This is a genomic window from Erythrobacter sp. W302b, from assembly GCF_046452395.1.
In the GTDB taxonomy this organism is placed as follows: Bacteria; Pseudomonadota; Alphaproteobacteria; order Sphingomonadales; family Sphingomonadaceae; genus Erythrobacter.
In genome coordinates, this window is sequence record NZ_JBKFDH010000002.1 from 35,198 (window position 1) to 56,768 (window position 21,571).

Genomic DNA, 21,571 nt, shown 5'->3' on the forward strand with positions numbered 1-21,571 from the left:
GACTCTTCCCCGCTCTCGCCGTCAGCCTGCTGCTTGGTATGACCGCCGTCGTTGCTCAGGATTTGACGGACTTCGACCCGAAAGCGATCGAGGAGCGGGCCGATACATTCAAGGCCGACGCCCAAGCGCTCTTCGACTACGCTACCGCCAACGCGCAAACCCAAAGCGAAGAGGCGCAGACGGTTGTCGCGCAAGGCTACGAGGCGGTTGAAGGCCTGGATGTCTCGCAAATCGCCGGGAAAGATGGCCCCGTCGACTTCGACGAAATGGTGGCTGGCGCCAAGGCCGGCATGGCCCGCCCCAAGGGTGCGCCGCTGTTTGTGGCATTCGCCAGCCTGTCGATGCCCGAAGAGGCGCTTGCACAGATGATCGCCGACACGACCAGAGCAGGCGGCGTTGTCGTTTTCCGCGGCTTCTCCACCGGAAATCCGCAGACCTTCATCAGCGGTATCCGCAAGGTTGTCGACCAGTCTGGCGCAAGCAATGTGGCAATCGATCCCCGGCTGTTTCGATCCTTCGGTGTCGACCGAGTTCCCACCTATGTGGCTCTCGCTACCGATTTCGAGCCCTGCGATCAGCTCGATTGTGTGACCGCGCCGCCGCCGCATGATCGCATCTCAGGCAATACCAGTGTGGCTTATGTGCTCGAGACCTTCGCCGGGGCGGGCGGGCCGGGCGCGCCGGTTGCCCGTCTCGCTCTTGCCAATCTGAGGGGTAAAAGGTGAATGGCCTGCGCATCCTTGCTGTCTCCCTTGCGCTTGCGGCTTGCGGTCATCTTGCGCACGCCCAGATGGCGGCCAGTGATGCGAGGGTAGAAGGCGAAGCAATCGCAAAGGATGTCCGTGACACCACGTCATCGGGCATTCTTGGCAATGGTTCGGCAGCAAACGTCCCCGGCTTCCAGGGTACTGATATTCCATCGCGTGATTATGTCGACGATCCTGTTGGGCTGACGGCGGCGGGGGAAGCGCAGCGGTATCGCGATGAGTACCGCGTGATCGTTGATCCCTACAGGACCCGGTTCGATTCCGACACTGTCGACTTGTCTGCCGGTCGCCTGATTGAAGCTGACCCTGACGCCTATCTCGGCGCCGGTGGTGGGCCTGGAGGAACTGCAGGAGCCTGCAATCCCTTGCCTCCGGGAGGGACGGGTACCACGACTTATCTTGAAAGCTGCAATGCCGGCTCGCAGCCCTTTGCGGAGGCGCGCAGCTGTAATGCGTCGTTGCAGATCCAGACCGAGGGACGACGCACCTGGGAGCATTCTTGCGAAACCGAAGAGTTTGCTGATCGCAATGAGATGTGTCCGATGCTTGCCCAAGCGCAGGGCTCCAGCTCATGCACGCTCGAGCGCAGCGCTCGGGTAGGGCAAAGGTGCCTGCAGTGGGTGGAAGAGGAATTCGGTCGCAGGTGGTGTGCTGAGCCAGGCGAGCCAATCTTTCGCCAGGTCTGGCAATGCCCCTCTCGGCTAAGCGGCGTACCGGGCGGGATTGAACGCAACACCTCGCGGATCGTTGGCGAGACCGTCGACGAGGCCGCCTGCCAGAGCGCCACGGATGGTGCCACCTGCACGCTTGCAAGCGAGGTCTGCACTGCGCCTGGAGAGACGCGGGTCATCAATGGTCTTTCGGTGACGCGCAGCTGCTGGGAGTGGCAGCGTACCTATCAGTGTGAAGGGGTGGCTCCTGCCAATGACTGTGGTGCCCTTGAGGCGCGTAGCGATTGCAGGTTCAGCCATGACGAGTGCCTGAGCTTTGACGCAGATGGTGTGACCTGCAACGTCCATGATCGCTGGTATCAGTGCGCCATTCCCGGCGCGGGATCGCAGCCGCCACCAGCCTATGTCTGTGCAGGGGATCTCTATTGCATCAATGGAGAATGCACTCAGGTCGAGCGCGAGGCATCACCTGAGTTCAAGGACGCCATGGTCGCCATGAACGTCATGGGCGAGCTGCGGGACGGGTTTGATCCTGATCGGCTGAAGATCTTCAGCGGCGAGCATTTGCGCTGCACCCGCAAGGTCTTTGGCCTTTCGAACTGCTGCAGCGGCAAGGGCGTGCCGCTTCTCACGCCGTTCCTGTGCGACCGCGAGGACCGTGAAGTCGACAAGCGGGATGATGCAGGTCTGTGCCGCTTTATCGGGACCTATTGCTCATCCCGCGTGCTCGGTGTCTGCGTGACCCGCAAGCAGTCGTACTGCTGCTACGGCAGTAAGCTCGTCCGTATTCTGAATGAACAGGGCAAGGCGCAGCTTGGGATGCGGTGGGGGACGGCGCAGCGCCCTGACTGCGAGGGCTTCCTGATCGCCCAGTTCCAGCAGCTTGACTTGAGCCGCATGGATTTTCGGGAAGTGTATGCCGAGTTCGTTGATGCGGCGAAGCTGCCTGACGAGATCGATATGTCGATCCAGATCCAGCAGAAAATTCAGAACTATTACAACACGAACGGTGGGACCTGACCCATGAGCGGTGCTGATATTCTTGCCTTCCCGGATAGCGAGCCGTTTCCGCCCGCGCAGGTGCTCGATCTCGCGGTCAGTGTCGCCATTGGTCGTGATCTGGCGCGCAGCGAGACAGAGATGTTCGCGCTCATCAAAGACTGGTTCTTGCGGCCTGCGACCGTCGGAGAATTGGCAGCATCCATCCGGCGCCTTCTTGATTGTGGATCGATCAGGCGGGTGAGCGATGGCGAGTTCGACTTTTGCCTCACGCCTGCAGGTGTGGAGGCGACCACCACCCTGTCGGGGGGAATGATCCGGATGATCGACCGTGGCCGCGGTTATTTCAAGACTGCCTTCCTCTTGCAGATGCTCGACCTTGAAAAAGGAAAACGCCCATGACGAAACTAGCGATCCTGAGCCTTGCAGCAGCCCTCGGGTCGGCGGCTGTCCCCTTGCTCGCCCAGCCACCCGCTGATGCCAATCGCGATGCGTTCTACTGCGACGAGCGCAAGCTTGGGAGCTGGTTTTACTGCAACTCGGAGGAAGCCAAGCGCAAGGCACGCGAGCAGGCAAGGCCCGCATCGCCAGCCACTCCTGCGACCGAGCGCATGGCTCAGATTACGGCGCAGCTGGATGAGCTCAAGGCACGGGCCATTCTCGATCCAACGTCCGAAAACATCGTCAGCTATATCCGGTTCCAGCGCGAGCAGCTCGACCGCGCTTCGACATTCGCGGACGTGTGGGGTCGCTCGATCTGGCAGAACCCCGATCTCGACTATACGCTCGAACGGCCTGTTTCGACTCTCGCAAAACAGACTTGGGCAGAGGCTCGCAAAGCCCAGCGTGAGGGCTCAATGGCGGCGCTCACCGAGCGCTACGGCGTCTTCTATTTCTACTCATCGTCATGCTCGGCTTGCCGAACCTTTTCGCCGGTAATGCGGGCGCTGTCCGACACATACGGGCTCGAGGTGCTCGCGGTCTCGATGGATGGCGGGCCCAACGAAGCCTTCCCCAATTATGTCGTCGATAGCGGCCAGTACCAGCGCATGGGTCTGCAGGGCGGAGCTGTGCCGGCGCTGGTCCTTTTCGACACCCAGACACGCAAGCCGATTCCGATCGGTTACGGCGTGATGGCAGCCGACGATGTGATGCAGCGCATTTTCTACCTCACCCAGATTGAGCCCGGGAGTGACTACTGATGGCACGCCAGACCAAGCGCGGCGTTGCCGCCCGCCTCTTCCGCTCGTCGGGGACGGCACTTGCCGTGCTTGCCGCAGCGAGTTTCGCTGCAGCCCCGGCCAGTGCCAATGTCGGCTCGGAGCTCAATAGCTTCTTTGACGATATGGGTGCCGCCGCCAATGCCACCGGCCCCGTCGCCTATCAGGGCCAGTCGGCAGGCTATTACTCGGGCGGCAACATCTGGACCCGCTTTCCGCAAAAGAACGTGAACCCTGTCAATCTCCAGCTGCCCGGGGTCAAGGCTGGATGCGGGGGCATCGACGTCTTCTCCGGCAGCTTCTCCTTCATCAACACCGATGAGATCGTGGCGATGCTCAAAGCGACGGCCAACAACGCGCTGGGCTTTGCCTTCCAGCTCGCGATCAAGTCGATCAGCCCGCAGATCGCCTCGACCATCGAGGAGATGGCACAGAAGGTTCAGCAGATGAACCAGTTCAACATGAACAGCTGCGAGGTGGCGCAGAATCTGGTCGGCGGCTTGTGGGGCAAGTCTGATCGGATGTCCTCCGAGATTTGCAAGTCGGTCGGCAACAGCCAGGGGCTGTTCTCCGACTGGGCCAAGAGCCGCCATGAATGCGGGACAGGTGGGCAGCGTGCCTCGACGATCGCGGCCAACAGCGATCCCAACATTCCCGCACAGAGTTACAACTTCACGTGGGAGATGCTCAAGCAAAGCTACCCCAGTTTCTCGACCGAGTTTCGTGAGTACCTCATGACCTTCGTCGGGACGGTGATCTTCTACCAGGATGGCGATGCCAGTGGCAAACGCGGGTTCCAGTTCGTGGGGCAGGGCGACCGCGCCCTTTTGACCGCGCTTCTGGACGGCACCAGTTCGGTGACGATGCTGAACTGCGATACCAACGACAAGTGCCTCAACCCAACCACGCAGGCCATGTCGATTTCGGCATCACAGGCGTTGAAACCCAGGGTCCGAGCGATGATCGAGAGCATGAACGCGAAGGTTCGCAGCAATGCCGCGCTCACCAGTGACGAGATCGGCTTGCTCGGGGCGACCACGATACCGCTCTACAAGATCATGACGGTCAATGCGGCCGCAACCCTTGGCGGCATGACCAGCAACGATATGAATGACCTTGCCGAAATCGTGGCGATGGATCTCCTCGATGCGCTTGCTCAGCAATATTATGGCTATGCCTCGCGCGGGGTCGGGACCTTCCAGAACGCCAATGAGGAAGCTCTTTCGCAGTGGCGCGATCAGATCAATTCGGTGCGTCAGGTTCTCGACACATACTCGCAAGGCATGAAGCTGCGCCTCGACCGGACTCAGCATGTGGTTCAGCGCGCGGTGTTCCTTGAGGGCACGCTCAGGAACAATCTGTCGCCGCAGATGTCGGCCGCGCTGTCATTCAGCACGTCGCTTTCGCGCCAGGGCATCCAGTAGGGACCGCGTGCCATGATGGAGATCTTCACGATCGGCGGGGGCGAATACATCGTCAACGTCTTCAATGCGGTGTCCGCTTGGACAGGGGGAGGGGGGTTTCGCTCGCTGCTGCGCGTAGTAATGGTCATGGGCTTGATCTACACGCTACTGGTGCTGGCGTTCAGCCTCGATTGGCGTGCCTGGTTCAACTGGTTTCTGGGGGCGACGCTTATGTACGGCGCCCTCATCGTGCCCACGATGACGGTGAGGGTAACCGACCGTCTCAATCCATCCTTGGCACCCGCTACGGTTGCCTACGTCCCTCTGGGGCTGGCAATGATAGCCTCGGTCAGTTCCACCGCTGGCGATTGGCTCACGCGCACGGCTGAGACGGTATTCGTGATGCCGGGTTCGCTGCAGATGTCGAGCAACGGCATGATTTACGGCGCGCGCCTTTGGGACCGCACTCAGGACTTCCGGATTCGCGATCCCCGCATCAGCGCCAATCTTGAAGAGTACATGAAGCAGTGCCTGTTCTACGATATTCTGCTAGGCTTCAAATCCTTCGACACGATCGCGAACTCCAACGATATTCTGACGGAGATGGGGCCGGGATCGCCTGCGCGGGGGATGAAGTTCATCCCTGAAAGCGGCGCTCCTACCATCGTCACGTGTCAGGCCGGTTATACGGCGATCGCCACCGGCGTTACGACCTATTCCGATACGGCACTCGAGGAAGAAGGTCGCAAGATTTTCCCCGGGTTAACCCCAGCGCTCGCGCGCTCGAAGCTGATTGCGGACCTTCCGATTGTCGCCAACCATTTCCATGGCAGTTCGCAGTCCGCCCAGCAGATTTTTCAACAGCGCTCGCTCGTCAACGCCTTCCTGCAGGCGCGTGCCAACCTCGGCGCGGCAGATGGTGACACCTTTGCTGTCCTGCGTGCAGAGGAGCAGGCCCGCAACACCTATACGTCGATAGCGGAGCAGGCCATGACCTGGGTCCCGCTGCTCAACATCGTGCTGACGGTCGTCTTTTATGCGATGTTCCCGGTGATCTTCCCGCTCTTCCTCATCCCGCGCAGCGGCACGCCTGCGTTAAAGGGATACTTTACCGGCTTCTTCTACCTGGCCGCCTGGGGGCCGCTCTACGTGGTCCTGCACATGTTCATCATGGACCGGACGGCTGATGCGATGAACGCGACCTCGCCGGGCGGGGTGACGATGGCCGGGATGGCAGGCATCGATGCCGTCAACACGGATACGGCAACGATTGCAGGCTTCCTGATGATGTCGATCCCGTTTCTGGCGGCGGGCATGGCCAAAGGCGCGATGGCGGTCTCGTCTCAGGCAACGTCGATGTTGGCGCCTGCCCAGTCTGCGGCCGAGGCCGCAGCGGTGGAGCGCACGACCGGCAATTATGCCTACGGCAACGAGAGCTATATGAACCTCTCGAGCTCCAACCGGCAGTCTGACCAGTGGAACACGGCGCCGTCTTTCTCCGGGGGCGCGCCGATCATGTCGAGCGTAGGTGCGAATGCCGCGATAACCCGAACAACATCAGATGGGTCGACGATTTACGACACCTCACCTGCGATGAGCCGCCTCGCGTTTGCATCTTCTGTCAGCCAGTTCGCGAATGCTGAGCGCCAGCAGACGCTCTCCGAACTGGAAACTGCACGTAATACGCTGAGCGAAGAGCGTTCCCGCGCGCTATCATTGGCTGATCGAACGTCGAGCCGGCAAACAACCGGCACCCGTAATTCCAGCGGGTCAGAGAGTTCTGCAGGGTTCCGGTCGGGCGAGAACCTGCAGCGGTTTGACAACCAGTCGCTTGAGGCTCGCGACACGGTCTCGGAGAGTGATCGTGTGAATTCGTCGCAGGGAGCCCAGCAAAGCAATACGGATCGTCTCGAAACAACCAAAGGTGGCTCGCTTAGCGTTGGTGGTTCAGCGGGACGCGGCGGCAATCGCGCTGCCAATGGCGAGGGCGGCAGTGGCGCCAATGGTGCCATTGGAGGCAATGTTCAAACCGGCATCAGCGGCGGACGGTCGAGATTTGACACCGTAAGCCGTGGAACCGATGCCAACCAGAGCCAAGGCTTCGATTCTTCTACATCGGATAATCGGTCGAATGGATCCAACGCGACGCAGGACAGCGGCAGCTATGCGCAGAGTGGCAGCTTCAGCCGGAGCGAGGGGTATTCGGAGACGGCCTTTTCCCGCGAACAGGCGCTTGAGGACGTTCGGCGGATAGATAAGCGCATTGCGGCGATCGATGAGGTCTCGAAATCCCTCAGTAGCAACACTTCGAGCAGGGATGGGTATGGGTCCAATCTCTCCTTTGACCTCAGCCAGATTATCGCAAGCCGGTACCAGGAAAAGGCGGCTGAACTGGGGCTGACGGCACCGAGTCTGGCACGCACAGATCTCAGCCCCCAAGAGCAGGCGACTGCTGAAGTGGTCGCGCGGGCCATCATCGCCGACTACTATGATCAGCGCGTGGCGCCATTCAATGATCTGATCCCGCAGCCCGGTTCGCTTGTTGGCAATGTCTCGGGCCCGGGCGCATTTACGGAGACAGACTTACACGGACTGGGGCCTCGCCGCTCAGTCGGATCACCGAGCAATCTTGTCGAGGGGGCGTCAGACAGCGCGATCAGCGATCGAATCGATGAAGGCGGTCAGTCTCTCGGACAGCGCTATGAGACCAATGTCACTCGATCCGGCCAGCGCCGTCAGGAATTTCAGCAGGACCGGAAAGGTGAGGGCGGTGCCGACGAACGCTTCAATCAACGCTTCTATGACAAGGATCAGCGTTGATTGTCTGAGCGCTCGATCAACCCAATAGGCTACCAGCTGAGAAAAGCGACCACGAGAAAGGCAATCGACAGTAGCAGGGCAATGATTGAACTGGTGCGTGTTGTGGATCCGCCATGATTCAGAGGGCCGGTCGATGCGTCTAACTCACCGAGGCGGGTAAGATGGTCACTGGGCGGGTAACCGCGAGATGGGTCACCCGTTCTGTAGTAGTGCTCTATCGGTCCATCGTTGCCATGCGGGTTTAGGAATCCCATCGCCGTTCTCCTAGCCTTTCCGTAGCGTTTTTACGCCAGAAAGACAATCATAGGTTCAACGCTGCGAGGGGTTAGGAGGCGATTGCCGATTCGATTTGTATGCGCGATTGCGCTGGCTGCCGGAATCATACCAGAAGGGGAGCGGTTACGCTGAATTCAAGCGAGCCGTTGAGAGCATGTTATCGAAGACTGACGCGACATATCTCGATCTTCGAGAGCGCATTCTATTTGGCGAGCTCAAGGCTGGAGCACCTTACTCTGCCCCGGACATGGCTGCGCACTATGGGCTTCATATCAATAGGGCGCGCAGGCTGCTGGTCGCCTTGAAGGTTGGTGGCTATCTTACCCGCTCGGGCACGTCCTATGTCATCTCAACATTCTCGCAGAGCCAAGTTGAGGAATGGCGCCTTTCGTTGGGCGCCATTGTCGAGATCGGGGCAGTCCGATTGGCGCAGTCCGGGGTTGGAAATCTTGGCCCTCTCGCGGCATTCATTGACGAACGCATTCGAAACGTCCCTGTGAACCACGAGGACTTCTTTCTCGGTGCAATGGGGCTCACCCATATCGTCCTGGGTGGCAAGGAAAGTACCTTGGCCAACCTAGTTTCGCAGTTCATCCCCCAAGCGTTTTTCCGCCTTCTTTGGATGGCAGACTCTTATGCTGTCCGCACAGGGTTTCTGGTTGAGGCAAGCGACCGGTTCCTTGATGCAGCGAGGTCAGGCGACCTTGCGGGCGTTCGAGCGGCTAGCCGGATATTCTTCGATGGCATCGCCCCTTCGCTGCAAACGCTCATCGAAAAGATGGGCGAGGGCATCTATCCGGTCAATGACCGCCAGAATGGATTCCAGACGATCGAGGATAACATCGCGGGCTATCCAACCTATGCGGGCAGCTCCCGTACATTCACGCCGATTATCGAGCCTCTGGAGGAGGTCGGTCAGGCAGCCTTGCCGCTTTGCTGAGTGGTATGCCTCACGCGTTCACGGGCTCTCTCGGGTGGAGCCGCATGGCCACAGCTTCGGCTGCGCAGTCCCGCGGTTCGGTCGTCCCGATAAGGTCCACAATGACTTTAGCTGAACGTTTCATGCCCTCGAGGTCGGCAGCCTCAAGTCGAGCCGCAACTGCATAGGCGACCGCCACACTGGCGTGTTTGACGTAATCTTCCATGAGGCGAAGCTCGCCGGTGGCGCTGACGATCGCCAGCATCATCCTGTTATGAGCGAGGCTCGCTGCGATCGTGTCCCCTCCATCCGCTTCTTCGAGGAAGTTCTCAGCCAAGGCGCGGATAGCAGGTAGTGCCGGCACGCAGTCCATGGACGACAGCCTGATGATTGCCGCAGCTTCGATTGCCGCTAGCTCGGCTATCTTATCATCGAGTTCCTTGCCGCTGGGCTGGTACCATTTGAAACGGGCCCAGTCCGTCTTGATGAAACCGGTACTCCGCAGTTCCGCAAATGCGGCGGCACCCCAGTCTGCGTGCATTTCCACGATCGCGGCAAGCGACGCCGGGTCAGCGCTCTCATATCCGAATTTTGAACTGATGCTGCAGCGCCGAATGCGCTCCATGCAAGCGTCGGGGCTGATTGCCATGCGCTTGGACGCTTCCTGGTAGAGATCGATCCGTTTCGCCATGCAAGGATAGTAGCATGGCGGCAAATCTCATCAATCGGCCTTTGGCCAATCGCCTCCGTGGACCTCACGCTCGTAATTCGAAATGCGTTTCCACTCGATGGCCACTTCGTCAAACCCATCGTCCGAGAACAATCGCTCGCAGAGGCGGTCGATTTCGTGCGGGTCGTCGGGCAAACTCTCGTCTTCACGGTACTTAGCGACCGCGTCCATTACTCTCAGGGCGTCGTCGTAGTTTGCCATTAGGTTCTCGTTTCGACCACTAGTTCGGTCGCATTGCTACGGGCTCGGTGTCAAGACCGTATCACTGGGTACCAATGGTCTTTGAACCTTTGAATTGAGGCGATTTTGCCAACACGGCGATCGTCTGTCGCAGCGTGCAAGGCGAGGGTTCTTAGACGTGCCAAGCTCTTTCTTAGGGCTGGGGAATGCCTTCAGCCAATCTCTGAAACATTATGCGCAGTTCGATCAAATTTGCCACCCGCAGCGCGAATTCGAACACGTCGAACGGCTTGGTCACAATATCGCGCGCACCGAGCGCCAGCGCGCGGCGCTTGGCTTCTATCGAGGTGTCCGCCGTCAGCACCATGATGGGGACGAGATCGCCCTCACCAGTAAGCCGCCCGAGGCTGTCGAGCAGGGCATAGCCGTCAATGCTCGGCATCATCAGATCCAGCAGCACCAAGTCGGGCTTGAAGGCGAGGTGGCGTTCGGCTGCGAGGCGCGGTTCTGTGAGTGCCTCGAAGTGCCGATAGCCCTCGCGCGTCAGCACCGCCTCGACCAATGCGAGATTGGCGGGTTCGTCGTCGATCGCAAGGATGCGGGCATCCTGCAACTTGCGCGGCGTGGTCATGACGTTCGCTCCATGAGCGCCTGTTCGACCGCCTCAAGCAGGGCCGGGACGTCGATTGGCTTGGTCAGCACCGCTGCGGCCCCGCGCGAAATCCAGTCGGATTGCGCGGCGATGGCGTCGGCAGTGAGCAGGATCACCGGCAGATCGGGGAAGGACGCGCCGAGTTCGCGCAACACCCAATCCCCATCCATGTCGGGCAGGTGCAGGTCCAACAGCACCAGATCGGGGCTATGGCGCAGCGCCAGATCGAGCCCGAGCCGGGCCTGCATGGCATGAACAATCCGCGCCTCGGGCCAATGGCGGGCCGCGACCGCCTCGATCAGCTGCGCATTGGCGAGATTGTCCTCGACCACCAGGATTGTCAGGTGATTGGGGGCCGTGTGGTTCGGCAGCGGGGGCCGGGCGGGCTGCAAATCGGGCATCTGGGACTGAGCGGTCAAGGGCAGTTCGAACCAGAAGCACGCCCCGTCGCTGCCGTCGGGGCGCGGCGCATAGCCGATCGCCCCGCCCATCGCCTCGATCAGCGCGCGCGAAAGCGACAGGCCCAGACCCGTGCCTTCGGTGCGCGCCGCTCCAGCGGCAAGCCGGGTGAAGGGCTGGAACAGATCGTCAGCCTGTCCCGGATCGACCCCGATGCCGCTGTCGACCACCTCGACCCGCACCCGTTCCCCTGCGACCTGCGTGGTGATCACCACCTCGCCGCCGGGCCGGTTGTACTTGATCGCATTGCTGAGCAGGTTGAGCAGCACTTGCAGCAAGCGCCGCCGGTCCGCCGCCACCGGGGCGAGGGTGCCGGTGGCGTGCTTGATCGCAATGCCGTCGCTTTCCGCCTCGGGCAGTGAAAGTCCGACAGCCTCGCTAATAGTATCGCCAAGCGCCACCGGTACGATCTCCATGCCCAACTTGCCAGCCTCGATCCGTGCGATGTCGAGCACCTCGTCAATCAATGCCAGCAGATGGCGGCCTGCCCGCAAAATCTGGTCGATGCTCGCCGCGTCGGTCTTGCCGCGCCCGGAATGATCGAGCTCCAGCAGCTGGGCAAAGCCCAGAATAGCATTGAGCGGCGTGCGCAATTCGTGGCTCATCCGCGACAGGAACAGGCTTTTGGCGGTGCTTGCCTGCTCTGCTTCCTGCCGGGCGTGCTCAAGCGCTTCCTGCGCGCGGCGGCGTTCGGTGATGTCGCGCGTCACCTTGGAAAAGCCGCGCAGCTCGCCCGCTTCGTCGCGCAGGGCAGTGATGACGACATTGGCCCAGAACAGGGTGCCGTCTTTCCGGATGCGCCAGCCTTCATCCTCCATCCGGCCATCGCGCACCGCTTCTGCAAGGTTGCGCATGGACCGGTCGTGCGCATCATCACCCGGATAGAAGGTTGAGAAGTGGCGGCCGAGGATTTCGTCGCTCGTCCAGCCTTTGATGCGCTCGGCACCGGTGTTCCAACTGACCACCTTGCCCTGCGGATCGAGCGCGAAAATGCCGTAATCGCGCACACCCTCGATCACCAGTCGGAAGCGTTCCTCGCCCTCGCGCAGGGCCTGTTCGCGCGCCCGCAGAAGCGCGCTTGCCTCGGTCATGCGCACGGCCAGCAGGCCGATCTCGTCACGCCCGGCCTCGCGTTCGTCCAGCGCTTCGCCCTGCGCCAGCAGCACCGCATCGCGTTCGAGCCGCTGCACCCGCCGCACGATCCCGCTGGAGAAAAGGAATACGGCAAACAGGCTGCCTACCAGCCCAGCCAGGGTGAGGAGGCCGGTAATGACAAGGCCGTTGAAGCGAACATAATCAAGCCGGTTCTGACGCGCCGCGAGCAGCTCGCGCTCGCGTTCCTGCATCCCCTCGATCTCGCCGCGCAGGGCGTCGAGCACCTGCTTGTTGGCAGCAAGACCCGCAGTGATCGTGGGATTGCTGACGACGTCCGCACCGGTTCGCCTGCGCGCCGCCACCAGCTGCGATAGCCCCTCACGCTTCTGGCTGGCCAGTGCCTCGATCCGGGCGAGATGGACCGATGCCTCGGCATCGCGGATCGACCCGCGCAGGCGCTGCGTGACTTGCGGGACCAGTTGCTCAGCCCGGTCATAGGGTTCGAGAAAGCGCGGCTCGCCGGTCAGCAGATAGCCGCGCACGCCGCTCGATGCCTCGGCTAGCAGTGCGTGGACCTCGTTCACATCGTTCTGGATCGCTATGGTGAGCCGGACATCCTGCTCGGCCCGCGATTCCATCCGGCTGATACTGTAAAGCGCCGCGACCGAGCCGAGGAAGATCAGCAGCGGGACAGCCACCACCACCAGACCCTTGGTAGCCAATGGCCGATTGGCCCACCAGTTCGACACGGACTGCACCATCACGCCCCCCGCCCGATGCCATGTCGGGTGGCCAGGATCGCAGCCTGGGTCCGGTCGCGCACGCCGAGTTTACCGATCAGGCGCTCCACATGGGTCTTGACAGTGCCCGGCGTGATGCTGAGCGCAATCGCGATTTCCTTGTTGGTGCTGCCACCAGCCAGCGCGGTGAGCACTTCGCGCTCACGCGGGGTCAGGCGCTTGATTGCCGCGAGCGCGGGACCAGCCTGATCTTCAGAGACGGCCCGGCGCATCAGGGCGGGCGGGAAGGCAACGCCGCCCGCTGCGACCTGCGCCAGAGCGGCGAGCACCTCGTTCCGGGCGGCGTCCTTGGCCAGAAACCCGCGCGCTCCGGCTGCAATTGCGGCCCGCAGATAGTCGGCGCTGTCGTGCATGGTGAACAGCACGACGCCAAGAGTTGGCATGGCGTCTGCCAAGCGCCGCGCAACCTCCAGCCCGTCGATCCCTCCGCCGGCATAGCGGATGTCAAGCAGGGCCAGATCGGGGCTGTGCTCGGCGGCAAGGGCGAGGGCTTCTTCGCCGGTGCTTGCCTCTGCCACGATCAGATAGCCCCCGGCGCGTTCGAGCAGCGCGCGCAGCCCCTCGCGTGCCAGATCATGATCGTCGGCGATCAGCACGCGGAGTGGGCTGCGCTCGCCGATCATCGGGCAGGGATCTCAGCGATGATCCGGCAGCCCTCGCCAGGGGCGCTGCTGATGTCGAGCGTGCCGCCAAGGCGATTGATCCGCTCGCGCATGTAGGACAAGCCGAGCCCACGCCCGGTGGTGCTAGCGAGGCGTGACCGGAGATCGAAGCCCGCGCCGTTGTCGCCCACTTCGACACGGTAGTGACCATCAGTCTCACCGACGCGGATGGTCACGTGCGCTCCTGCGCCAGCATGCGCCCAGGCATTGTTCAAACCTTCCTGCACAATGCGGAACATCGCCGTTTCAACCAGCGTCGGCGGACGGGCGCCAAGCTTCACATCAAACGTTACATCCTGCGCTGCCCCGGCGTCATCGATCAGCTGGCGAAGAGCTGCGGCTAGTCCCAGATCATCCAGCACCGGGGGGCGCATTCCTGAAATCACTTGCCGCAATTCGCGAACCAAGCCGCGTGCCTGTTGCGCAGCCATGATGAGGTCCGCAGGATCGCCATCGGTCGCAAGGTCAAGCCGCCGCGCCATTGCGGCGGCGGTTTGCGCAACGCCGTCGTGGAGTTCGTGCGCAACCCTGGTGCGTTCAGCCTCCTGCGCGCCGAGCAATTCTGCCAGAAGCGTAGCGAGCCGCGCTTCGCGGGCGTGGGCTGCCAGCGCCCCACCGACCAGCTGGCCTAGAATGCCCAGCGCCTCGCGGTCATCAGCCGTGGGCGTTCCGATACGCTGTTCGAGCACCAACATGCCCACACGGTCCTGCCCGCTCCCCGGTGCTTCAAGCGGAATGACAAGGCTGTCCTCGCCGGCCATGGGCAAATCATCGATGCTCGCAATGGTGCCTCGCGCATAACCGGCCAGGTGCGCAGCCTCGGCAGCGATTATCTGTGCGGCAGTATCGAGTTCGCCGGGGGCGCTCGCCGCGAGCGTCCTGCTCGCCTCGACGAGCACCCGCAGCCGTGCCGCGCGCGCTTCCGCGGCGCGGTAAAGCGCGCGCAGGTCGGATGCTGTTTCGGTGGACAGTGCAGGGGAGGGACGAGGCAACATGACCGACAGGCTAAACCTTTGCGGAGTCTTTGTCATATGCCGAACGGCATAGGGCAATCGGCCTGCCATTCGGCGGACGCCGCAATGTCCAAGACATGCCAAATCTCCAGCCATCGCAATCATGCCATGCCAATGTGGAGATACCAATGAAGACCGGACCTCTTGCCCTTGCCACAGCCGCCGTACTTACCGTCGCCTGCACGCCGGGTTACGCCAAGGAACGCCCCCGCGCCGCTGCGGCGCCGGTGGAGCAGACCGTCAACTGCATCACCGAAAAGGAAGTCATCGCTGCGCAAAAGGCGTGGGGCGAGGGTATCGTCAGGATCGGCAAGGTCTATCAGGAGGGCGGCGACTACACGGCTGCTGCTGCTGCGGTTATTGACCAATTCTATGCGTATGATCTGAGCCTTGTGCTGTTCAAGCCGACGCTCGCATCGGTCGACCAGTTCCGCACCTCGTTCGATTCGGCGCTGTCTTACTTTGTCGGCGGCAACCCGACCTATCCCGAAGACAAGGGCTTCGCGATCAAGCCGTGGAGCAAGGTACGCTGGAAGAATGTCGGCATCACCAACAATGCGTGCAGCATGGCGGTGGCGATGGGCAATTACTACTTCACGCCCGTGGGCGGCGGCGAGGAGACCAAGGTGGAATACACCTTGGGCTATATCCGCGGGAACGACGGCGCGCTGAAGATCGTCGTGCACCAGTCGTCCGTTCCCTATAACGGGGGGTAATTCTCCCCCCTTTACCCCACCCCTTGTAGGGACGGAGCGCGGGCCCGATGCGACAGGGTCGCAGGGGCCGCGCTTTTTATTTTTCAAAGCGAGTGATCATGAACCTACGCCCCATCGCTCCCACCGCTGCCGCCGCCCTTTTTGTTACGTCAGCTCCTGCCATCGCCACCGAGGAGGATGGCAACATCTGGCTTGGCCAGTTTGCTACCATCAATGCCACCGACAAGGTGTTCGTGAGGCTAGAGGCACAGGAGCGCTTCACTAACGATGCCGAACGGCTCGGGCAATTGCTGCTGCGCTCCTATGTCGGCTACCGCATCAACAAGGACGTCAACATTGGCGGAGGCTACGCCTTTGTATTGACCGATCCCGTGGGACCGGTCGAGTTGAACGAGCACCGCTTCTACCAGGAACTGAATGTGCGCCTGCTGACCACGCCGGGCGGCACCACGCTGGATTCGCGCACGCGGCTTGAGCAGCGCATCTTCGAGGAGCAGGAAGACACCCAGTGGCGGCTGCGTCAATTCGTGCAGCTGCGCGTGCCTATCAGCGAGAAGGGGCACCGGATCGTTGCCTATAGCGAGCCCTTCGTCGACCTCGACGAAGGCAGCGTGCAGCGCGGCGGGTTGTCGATCTGGCGCAACTTCGTGGGCGTTTCGATCCCGCTCGCCAAGGGCATCGAGGTGGTGCCGGGCTATCTCAACCAGCACGTGTTCCGTGACGGGCAGGACCGCTCTGATCATACGGCGAACGTCAATCTGTTTATGACGTTTTGACCGGCGGGCAATTACGACGCCTGCCTAGCTCTGTGCTTACGACTGATAGAAAGGCACCTTCCGCGACCCGCCAAGCCGGTTCCGATGCTTGCCATGGCATCAACGCCGACCTGTGCACCACTTCGAGAGCGGGCTCAGCAATGTCGGTTTCCACGAGAGCAATCCGGCGGTGACGAGCGCGCCCGCCCCGATCAGCAGCGGCCAGAACAGCATGGCGAAGCTGGCCCCATCGCGCATGATCAACAACCCGAGGCTCGCCGCGATGAGATTCCATCCTAACCGGCGAGCCCATCGCGGTGGCAGCGAGCTGCTGCGCATTGCCGCCTGCCAGTGACGGTGCTGCGAGAGCGCCAGCGCGAGGCACCCGCCAAGCCCGGCGAGCCCTGCGGCGATCAGGAGGACCATGCTCATTCTGCGGGCAGGGCCTTCAGGTCAGAAGACCGAGGTTCGGCCTTTTGCGCGAGACGCAAACCCGCCCAGAGGGCGAGGCCAGCACCGGCGATCAGCACGATGTCCATAATTGCTACGGCCCAGTGCCCTCCGGAAAGCGCCGCAATGATGTGGTGCGGTGTTGTCGCTTCGTTCAATATCACAGCCGCCATGCCGGACACTGCAATGGCCCAGCATTGCTGGCCCCATGCCCGTTCGCGCAGGACCGCAGCGTGAAGGAAGGTTCCGAGCCACATCAGCCAGAACACCCGGACCTCAAGCCCCGCCCGGTCGATCCCAGCGAGGGCTGCATCGCTCGGCAGCAGCCTGTTGGCAACGAGGAAGGCCGCGGTTGCAAGAACGATCCCGCTGACGCCGCCGATGATCAGCGCCTCGACCACGCGGTAGCCGAGCGATGTGTTCGCCAGCTTGCTCTCGCGGCTTCGCAGCCAGAACAACATACCCGTGGCGATCATCACGCACCCGCCGAGACCGCCGAAAAAATAGAGCCAGCGCAGCGGCCAGTGGCCAAACTGCACGAAATGCGCGCCCTGTATCCATGCCGAAGCCTCGCCCAGCGGGGGCAGGATGAAATTGCGGATCAGCCTGCCGCTCGCGCCATCGAACACCGCGACATATTCGCTCAGCACCACCCGGTCTTCGGGGAAGGTGTTGCGGAAATAGACCACCGCTGTTTCATCACCATGGTTGAGCACGCGCACGAGGTTGGTCTTGACCGGCACGCCCTCCTCGGCCGACCACAGCGCCTCGGCCCCGCGCTTCATGGCATCAACCGAGGCGAGCGGGGCGGGGCGGCCGCTGCGTTCGGGCGCGGCGTAATCGCCGCTCATTTCAGCATAGGCTGCGTCCATGTCGCCATCGAAGGCTTCGCCAATCCCCCACGGCAGGTACAGGAAGGCGAAGATCAGCAACCCCGAAAAGGGCATCAGGAAATAGAACGGCAGGCCGATCAGAGAAGACAGGTTGTGCAGATCGAGCGTTGCGCGCCGGGCCTTGCGCCGGGGACGGAAGACGAAGAATTCAGCGATGATCTTGCGGTGCACGAATAGCCCAGACACCAGCAGGATCAGCATTGCCAGCGCGGCGAGGCCGACGATCCAATAGCCGAGGTTCTGCCACTCGATCATCAGCGACAGATGAAAGGGGTAGAAGAAGCCGCTCGCCGCCAGACTGTCCGTCAGCGTCAGCGGCTGACCCGTGACGGGATCGAGGACCCTTTCATGGAAACTGCCGTCTGCGCCTTGATAGAAGAACCCGATCGCCGGATGCCGCTCGGTCGGGACGACGAAATTGATGTAGTCGCTCGACTGAGCCTCCGGCGGCAATTGCGCCAGCAGGCGGTCATAGGAAATGTCACGCTTCTGATGAACGATGCGGGTTTCGGGGATCATCCACTGATCGATCTCGGGCGCGAAGATGGTCAGCGTGCCCATCCAGAATACCGCGAACATGATGATGCCCAGCACCACGCCCAGCCAGCTGTGCGCCCAGTGCATTGCGTGGCGGAACTCTGCGCTGATCCTCGTCATGCCCGCTTCCCCTCAGATCGCCCGCGCCAGCAGCATCAGCGCCGCCGCCGTTGCCACCACAGCCAGCCCGTCCCGCCACGGCCGCGGCGTGGCGATCATCAGCAGGCACACCGGCACATAGATGAACAAGGCCAGCATCAGCGCAAGAGCAACCGCTTCTCCGCGCGCCACGCCGATCAGCGGGAGCACCTGACCGATCATCGCGACAAAGCTGCTCACCAGTGCATAGCCGCCGCCGAACGCTGCCAGCAGCCGCCATGCGATCCGCCCCGGGCCATCCTGCTGGATCGCGCCCGCCACAGGGTCAGAACTCGGCAGCGAGCGAGAAGAAGGCCGCGCGCGGTGCGCCGAACAGGAAGCTGCCGAAGGCGGTGCCCTCGACAAAGTTCTCGTCGGTGACGTTGCGAACATTGACCCGCGCAGTCAGGCGCTGATCGCCCAGATCAAAGGCATAGCGCACACCCAGATCGACCCGCACATAGCCATCGATGGTGAAGGTATTGAGCTCATCAGCAAACCGCTCACCGGTCAGGAACACGCCGCCATTCAGGGCAAGGCCGGGCACAGCGGCGACCTCGTAATCGGCAAACAGGTTGATCTGGTACTCGGGCACCCCACTCGGACGTTTGCCATCAAGCACCGGATCATTGGGGTTGTCGATCTGCGCGTCAAGATAAAGCCCGCCCGCGATCAGCCGCAAGCCGGGTGCCACCTCACCGTTCAGCGTCACTTCAAGCCCGCGATGCACCTGATCGCCGAGATAGCCGAAGATGTCATCCGCATCGAAGGTGGCAAGCGGTTGGCTGATATCGAAATAGGCAGCGGTCAGGATCGCGCCGGTGAATATCTCCGCTTTCACTCCGGCCTCGATCTGGCTGGTGGCGGCGGGCGGCAGGAAGGCTTCGGTGCCGAAATTGGCAGCCTCGATTGGGATTTGCTCGCCCTGCGTTACGCCCTCGGCGAAACTGGCATAGAAGGTCAGCCGCTCGGTCGGGGTGTAGAGCACGCCGACATTGGGTACGAAATCGTTGTCCTCGTAGGTGGTCTCCAGCGTTTCGGCATCGTTGAAGCGGTCAAGGTTCTCCTGCCGCGACCAGCGCAGTGCGCCGAACAGCTTAAACTCATCGGTGATGGTGATGAGGTCTGAGACGAACAGCGCATCCTGATTGAAGCGGATCGCATCAACGTCAGGGGTCTCGTTGACCGGCGGGCGGGGCAGGGCGACAGGATTGAAAATGTTCGATGCGCCCGCGACCAGACAGCAATCTCCGCCGAGCGAGAAACGCAAGGGATTGCGGCTGATCGCGCCGCCGAAGGCGATGTCATGAGTGATGCCCAAGGTGTCGAATTGCCCGGTGACGAAGATTTCCGCCGAGAAGGGATCGCGCACCTGATCAGCGTCGAAGAAGATGTCCTGTTCGAAATCACCATTGGCCTGCAAGGTGCCAAAAGCGATCCCGGCGGCCTGCTGGTCGCGCTCAAGCCGCATCTGCTGCGCGCGGGCCTGGACGGTCCATTTCTCCGAAATTTCATAACGAGCGCCAATCGAGCCGACGAAATTGGAAGTGGGGTAGGTGCCCCATTCCTGCCCGAGGAATGTGGTGCGGTCGAAGCTTTCGATCAGCGCACGCCGCTGCTGGGGTGTGACATCATCGGCGAAGTCACCGATCGAAAGGTTGGCCTGCTGCTCCAGCTCGCGATACTGGTATTCGCCTTCGACATCGATCGTCAGCCGGTCGGTCGGGCGCCATTCAAACAGCGCGCTGATCATGTAGCGCGGGCCCGCTACCCCTTCGACAAAGGTCGCCTCCTGCGCGGCGACGGCGTTGATGCGGTAGCCGACCGTGTCGCTGAACCGTCCACCGACATCGGCATGAACGCCGACCGAACCAAAGCTGTCGCCGAACGCCTGCACGAAGCGATAGGGTGTATCGGTCGGCCGCTTGAGCACATAGTTGATAACCCCGCCCGGCGGCGTGAAACCATAGCGCACCGAAGCCGGCCCCTTGATAATCTCGACCGCCGCCTTGTTCTCGAACGGGCTTTGCACCTGGTTCTGGAAGATCAGCCCTTCACGTCGATAGCTGGTCGAATTGTCGAGATTGAAGCCGCGCAGATTGACCGTGTCATTGAACCCCGGAGGGGTACTGACCGTGGTGGAAGGATCGTTTCGGGCAATATCGCCCAAGGCGCGCACCTGCTGATCGAGCAGCACTTCCTGCGGGATGGTCGTCACTGAGAACGGCGTATCGAAGATGCTTTGCTCGCCAAAGGTGGCGCCCGACTGGGTGTCCGAAGTGTAGCCGCTCTCGCGCTTGCCCACCACCAGGATGCCTTCAGCGGTTTTGCCCTGGTCGGCACGGGTCTCTGTGGTGGCCTGCTCCTCGTCGCTGGACTGTGCCATTGCGGCTTGTGGGAGACAGGCTGCGCTGGCGATCGCGATGGCAAACACGGAAGTGGCGGGACGATAGGCTTTCATGGATGCTCCGGGGACAGTTCTCACCCAAGCCTCTATGCAAATGCGAATCAATGTCAATTGATAACGACGCTCTTGGCGCACTTCAGCGCTAAGCCGATTACATGCACGCCAGCAGTTATTTATGCATCTGCCGTATCGGCTCGGCTTGAAGCCCCAGCACATTTCTGGGCGCCTTGGCGTCGAGAGCCGGACTGGCTCAGGAAGGAGGGCCTGCATGGCCGAGAAAGTCTCCATGATCGGATACAGCCGCGTATCAAAGTCCGATGGCAGTCAGCTTCATCACCTGCAGCACGATGCGCTGATCGCCGCAGGCGTTGATCCCAAGCGGATCTATCAGGACAGCATTTCGGGTGCCCGCGACAGCAGGCCGGGGCTGGATGCATGCCTCGCCGCCTTGGCCTCCGGGGATACGCTGGTGATCTGGAAGCTCGACCGGCTCGGCCGCAGCCTTCGCCATCTGGTCAACACCGTCGGCGAGCTGACCGCCCGTGGGATCGGTCTCAAAGTCCTCACCGGCGAAGGGGCCATGATCGACACCACCACCGCCAGCGGCCGCCTCATGTTCGGGATATTCGCCGCGCTGGCCGAATTCGAGCGCGAGTTTATTGTCGAGCGTACGAGGGCTGGCATCGCCGCGGCACAGGCAAGGGGTAAGCGTTGCGGCCGCTCACACGAGCTGACCCCAAAAAAGATCCGCCTGCTCCAGAGGGCCATGCGCAAGCGCGAGAAAGTCGTCGTTGATTTCGTCGCCGAGTTCGGCATCTCGAAGGCGACCGCGTATCGCTATGTCGGCCCGGACGGTGAACTCCGTGCCTCAGCCATGCGCGTGCTGGAGTTGCAGATGCGAGGCGTGGGAAAGGGGGCGTAGGCAAAGTTGGACTGTTGACGGGTCTGGATGACAGACTTTGGGATCTAGCCACTGTTCGTGGCGCTCATTCAAATACTGAGCTCACGT

The 21,571-nt window shown here is 61.8% G+C and carries 20 protein-coding genes; 10 read left to right on the top strand and 10 right to left on the bottom strand.

All coding sequences use genetic code 11. From position 1 onward, the window contains the following. Positions 1–38 precede the first annotated feature (38 nt). From trbC to ACLBKT_RS14755, 7 genes are all read left to right on the top strand, one after another. Positions 39–725: a type-F conjugative transfer system pilin assembly protein TrbC gene (trbC, locus tag ACLBKT_RS14725; protein ID WP_410183736.1), complete on the top strand. Its 687-nt coding sequence runs from the start codon at positions 39–41 to the stop codon at positions 723–725. 65 nt (positions 726–790) lie between these two features. Then, the gene (locus ACLBKT_RS14730; protein WP_410183737.1) at positions 791–2,458 is read left to right on the top strand and encodes a conjugal transfer protein TraN; all 1,668 of its coding nucleotides are present in this window, start codon (positions 791–793) and stop codon (positions 2,456–2,458) included. Between the two features lie 3 nt (positions 2,459–2,461). Next, on the top strand, positions 2,462–2,839 hold the full coding sequence (locus ACLBKT_RS14735; protein WP_410183738.1) for a hypothetical protein: 378 nt from the start codon (positions 2,462–2,464) through the stop codon (positions 2,837–2,839). Further along, a complete protein-coding gene (locus ACLBKT_RS14740) occupies positions 2,836–3,639 on the top strand; it encodes a conjugal transfer protein TraF (protein ID WP_410183739.1) in 804 nt (267 codons plus the stop codon). Before ACLBKT_RS14735 ends, ACLBKT_RS14740 begins: the two co-directional genes overlap by 4 nt. Next, positions 3,639–5,081 carry a conjugal transfer protein TraH gene (locus ACLBKT_RS14745; protein ID WP_410183740.1) on the top strand — a complete coding sequence of 481 codons (1,443 nt, stop codon included), beginning with the start codon at positions 3,639–3,641 and terminating at the stop codon, positions 5,079–5,081. The genes ACLBKT_RS14740 and ACLBKT_RS14745 overlap by 1 nt, the downstream gene beginning before the upstream one ends. A 12-nt stretch (positions 5,082–5,093) precedes the next feature. After that, positions 5,094–7,880, top strand: a complete 2,787-nt coding sequence (locus tag ACLBKT_RS14750; RefSeq protein WP_410183741.1) for a conjugal transfer protein TraG N-terminal domain-containing protein — start codon at positions 5,094–5,096, stop codon at positions 7,878–7,880. A 523-nt stretch (positions 7,881–8,403) separates the two neighbouring features. Further along, entirely contained in the window at positions 8,404–9,096 is a 693-nt protein-coding gene (locus tag ACLBKT_RS14755) for a hypothetical protein (protein ID WP_410183742.1), read from the top strand. A gap of 10 nt (positions 9,097–9,106) precedes the next feature. Here ACLBKT_RS14755 and ACLBKT_RS14760 read toward each other — a convergent pair whose 3' ends face one another. The 6 genes from ACLBKT_RS14760 to ACLBKT_RS14785 all read right to left on the bottom strand — a co-directional run bounded on the left by ACLBKT_RS14760 (position 9,107) and on the right by ACLBKT_RS14785 (position 14,648). Next, a complete protein-coding gene (locus tag ACLBKT_RS14760) occupies positions 9,107–9,766 on the bottom strand; it encodes a hypothetical protein (protein ID WP_410183743.1) in 660 nt (219 codons plus the stop codon). Between the two features lie 30 nt (positions 9,767–9,796). Beyond that, positions 9,797–10,006 carry a hypothetical protein gene (locus tag ACLBKT_RS14765; protein ID WP_410183744.1) on the bottom strand — a complete coding sequence of 70 codons (210 nt, stop codon included), beginning with the start codon at positions 10,004–10,006 and terminating at the stop codon, positions 9,797–9,799. A 172-nt stretch (positions 10,007–10,178) separates the two neighbouring features. Then, positions 10,179–10,616, bottom strand: a complete 438-nt coding sequence (locus tag ACLBKT_RS14770) for a response regulator (RefSeq protein ID WP_410183745.1) — start codon at positions 10,614–10,616, stop codon at positions 10,179–10,181. Further along, complete coding sequence (locus ACLBKT_RS14775; protein ID WP_410183849.1) at positions 10,613–12,952, bottom strand: ATP-binding protein; 2,340 nt, start codon at positions 12,950–12,952, stop codon at positions 10,613–10,615. Before ACLBKT_RS14775 ends, ACLBKT_RS14770 begins: the two co-directional genes overlap by 4 nt. After that, positions 12,952–13,614: a response regulator gene (locus ACLBKT_RS14780; protein WP_410183746.1), complete on the bottom strand. Its 663-nt coding sequence runs from the start codon at positions 13,612–13,614 to the stop codon at positions 12,952–12,954. The genes ACLBKT_RS14775 and ACLBKT_RS14780 overlap by 1 nt, the downstream gene beginning before the upstream one ends. Further along, the gene (locus ACLBKT_RS14785; protein ID WP_410183747.1) at positions 13,611–14,648 is read right to left on the bottom strand and encodes a sensor histidine kinase; all 1,038 of its coding nucleotides are present in this window, start codon (positions 14,646–14,648) and stop codon (positions 13,611–13,613) included. The genes ACLBKT_RS14780 and ACLBKT_RS14785 overlap by 4 nt, the downstream gene beginning before the upstream one ends. Positions 14,649–14,794: 146 nt before the next feature. On the opposite strand from ACLBKT_RS14785, the gene ACLBKT_RS14790 reads away from it, so the two are divergent. Beyond that, on the top strand, positions 14,795–15,382 hold the full coding sequence (locus ACLBKT_RS14790; protein ID WP_410183748.1) for a phosphoribosyl-AMP cyclohydrolase: 588 nt from the start codon (positions 14,795–14,797) through the stop codon (positions 15,380–15,382). Between the two features lie 98 nt (positions 15,383–15,480). Further along, positions 15,481–16,158, top strand: a complete 678-nt coding sequence (locus ACLBKT_RS14795; protein WP_410183749.1) for a DUF2490 domain-containing protein — start codon at positions 15,481–15,483, stop codon at positions 16,156–16,158. A 99-nt stretch (positions 16,159–16,257) separates the two neighbouring features. Here ACLBKT_RS14795 and ACLBKT_RS14800 read toward each other — a convergent pair whose 3' ends face one another. The 4 genes from ACLBKT_RS14800 to ACLBKT_RS14815 are packed head-to-tail and all read right to left on the bottom strand — an operon-like array spanning position 16,258 to position 20,616. Further along, positions 16,258–16,569 carry a DUF3325 domain-containing protein gene (locus ACLBKT_RS14800; protein WP_410183750.1) on the bottom strand — a complete coding sequence of 104 codons (312 nt, stop codon included), beginning with the start codon at positions 16,567–16,569 and terminating at the stop codon, positions 16,258–16,260. Next, positions 16,566–18,137: a PepSY-associated TM helix domain-containing protein gene (locus ACLBKT_RS14805; RefSeq protein ID WP_410183751.1), complete on the bottom strand. Its 1,572-nt coding sequence runs from the start codon at positions 18,135–18,137 to the stop codon at positions 16,566–16,568. Before ACLBKT_RS14805 ends, ACLBKT_RS14800 begins: the two co-directional genes overlap by 4 nt. Positions 18,138–18,149: 12 nt before the next feature. Further along, the gene (locus tag ACLBKT_RS14810; RefSeq protein ID WP_410183752.1) at positions 18,150–18,437 is read right to left on the bottom strand and encodes a hypothetical protein; all 288 of its coding nucleotides are present in this window, start codon (positions 18,435–18,437) and stop codon (positions 18,150–18,152) included. A 4-nt stretch (positions 18,438–18,441) separates the two neighbouring features. Beyond that, complete coding sequence (locus tag ACLBKT_RS14815) at positions 18,442–20,616, bottom strand: TonB-dependent siderophore receptor (protein WP_410183753.1); 2,175 nt, start codon at positions 20,614–20,616, stop codon at positions 18,442–18,444. A gap of 214 nt (positions 20,617–20,830) precedes the next feature. On the opposite strand from ACLBKT_RS14815, the gene ACLBKT_RS14820 reads away from it, so the two are divergent. Further along, positions 20,831–21,484, top strand: coding sequence for a recombinase family protein (locus ACLBKT_RS14820; RefSeq protein WP_410183754.1), 654 nt, complete (start codon positions 20,831–20,833; stop codon positions 21,482–21,484). The last annotated feature ends 87 nt before the right edge of the window (positions 21,485–21,571 follow it).

What these genes read in the sequence shown, in the direction of transcription:
- ACLBKT_RS14820 (WP_410183754.1), top strand. Translation starts at nt 20,831, where the DNA reads ATGGCCGAGAAAGTCTCCATGATCGGATACAGCCGCGTATCAAAGTCC.
- ACLBKT_RS14755 (WP_410183742.1), top strand. Translation starts at nt 8,404, where the DNA reads ATGGCTGCGCACTATGGGCTTCATATCAATAGGGCGCGCAGGCTGCTG.
- ACLBKT_RS14765 (WP_410183744.1), bottom strand. Translation starts at nt 10,006, where the DNA reads ATGGCAAACTACGACGACGCCCTGAGAGTAATGGACGCGGTCGCTAAG.
- ACLBKT_RS14775 (WP_410183849.1), bottom strand. Translation starts at nt 12,952, where the DNA reads ATGGTGCAGTCCGTGTCGAACTGGTGGGCCAATCGGCCATTGGCTACC.
- ACLBKT_RS14760 (WP_410183743.1), bottom strand. Translation starts at nt 9,766, where the DNA reads ATGGCGAAACGGATCGATCTCTACCAGGAAGCGTCCAAGCGCATGGCA.
- ACLBKT_RS14815 (WP_410183753.1), bottom strand. Translation starts at nt 20,616, where the DNA reads ATGAAAGCCTATCGTCCCGCCACTTCCGTGTTTGCCATCGCGATCGCC.
- ACLBKT_RS14735 (WP_410183738.1), top strand. Translation starts at nt 2,462, where the DNA reads ATGAGCGGTGCTGATATTCTTGCCTTCCCGGATAGCGAGCCGTTTCCG.
- ACLBKT_RS14730 (WP_410183737.1), top strand. Translation starts at nt 791, where the DNA reads ATGGCGGCCAGTGATGCGAGGGTAGAAGGCGAAGCAATCGCAAAGGAT.
- trbC (WP_410183736.1), top strand. Translation starts at nt 39, where the DNA reads ATGACCGCCGTCGTTGCTCAGGATTTGACGGACTTCGACCCGAAAGCG.
- ACLBKT_RS14785 (WP_410183747.1), bottom strand. Translation starts at nt 14,648, where the DNA reads ATGTTGCCTCGTCCCTCCCCTGCACTGTCCACCGAAACAGCATCCGAC.
- ACLBKT_RS14740 (WP_410183739.1), top strand. Translation starts at nt 2,836, where the DNA reads ATGACGAAACTAGCGATCCTGAGCCTTGCAGCAGCCCTCGGGTCGGCG.
- ACLBKT_RS14800 (WP_410183750.1), bottom strand. Translation starts at nt 16,569, where the DNA reads ATGAGCATGGTCCTCCTGATCGCCGCAGGGCTCGCCGGGCTTGGCGGG.
- ACLBKT_RS14805 (WP_410183751.1), bottom strand. Translation starts at nt 18,137, where the DNA reads ATGACGAGGATCAGCGCAGAGTTCCGCCACGCAATGCACTGGGCGCAC.
- ACLBKT_RS14790 (WP_410183748.1), top strand. Translation starts at nt 14,795, where the DNA reads ATGAAGACCGGACCTCTTGCCCTTGCCACAGCCGCCGTACTTACCGTC.
- ACLBKT_RS14770 (WP_410183745.1), bottom strand. Translation starts at nt 10,616, where the DNA reads ATGACCACGCCGCGCAAGTTGCAGGATGCCCGCATCCTTGCGATCGAC.
- ACLBKT_RS14795 (WP_410183749.1), top strand. Translation starts at nt 15,481, where the DNA reads ATGAACCTACGCCCCATCGCTCCCACCGCTGCCGCCGCCCTTTTTGTT.
- ACLBKT_RS14750 (WP_410183741.1), top strand. Translation starts at nt 5,094, where the DNA reads ATGATGGAGATCTTCACGATCGGCGGGGGCGAATACATCGTCAACGTC.
- ACLBKT_RS14780 (WP_410183746.1), bottom strand. Translation starts at nt 13,614, where the DNA reads ATGATCGGCGAGCGCAGCCCACTCCGCGTGCTGATCGCCGACGATCAT.
- ACLBKT_RS14745 (WP_410183740.1), top strand. Translation starts at nt 3,639, where the DNA reads ATGGCACGCCAGACCAAGCGCGGCGTTGCCGCCCGCCTCTTCCGCTCG.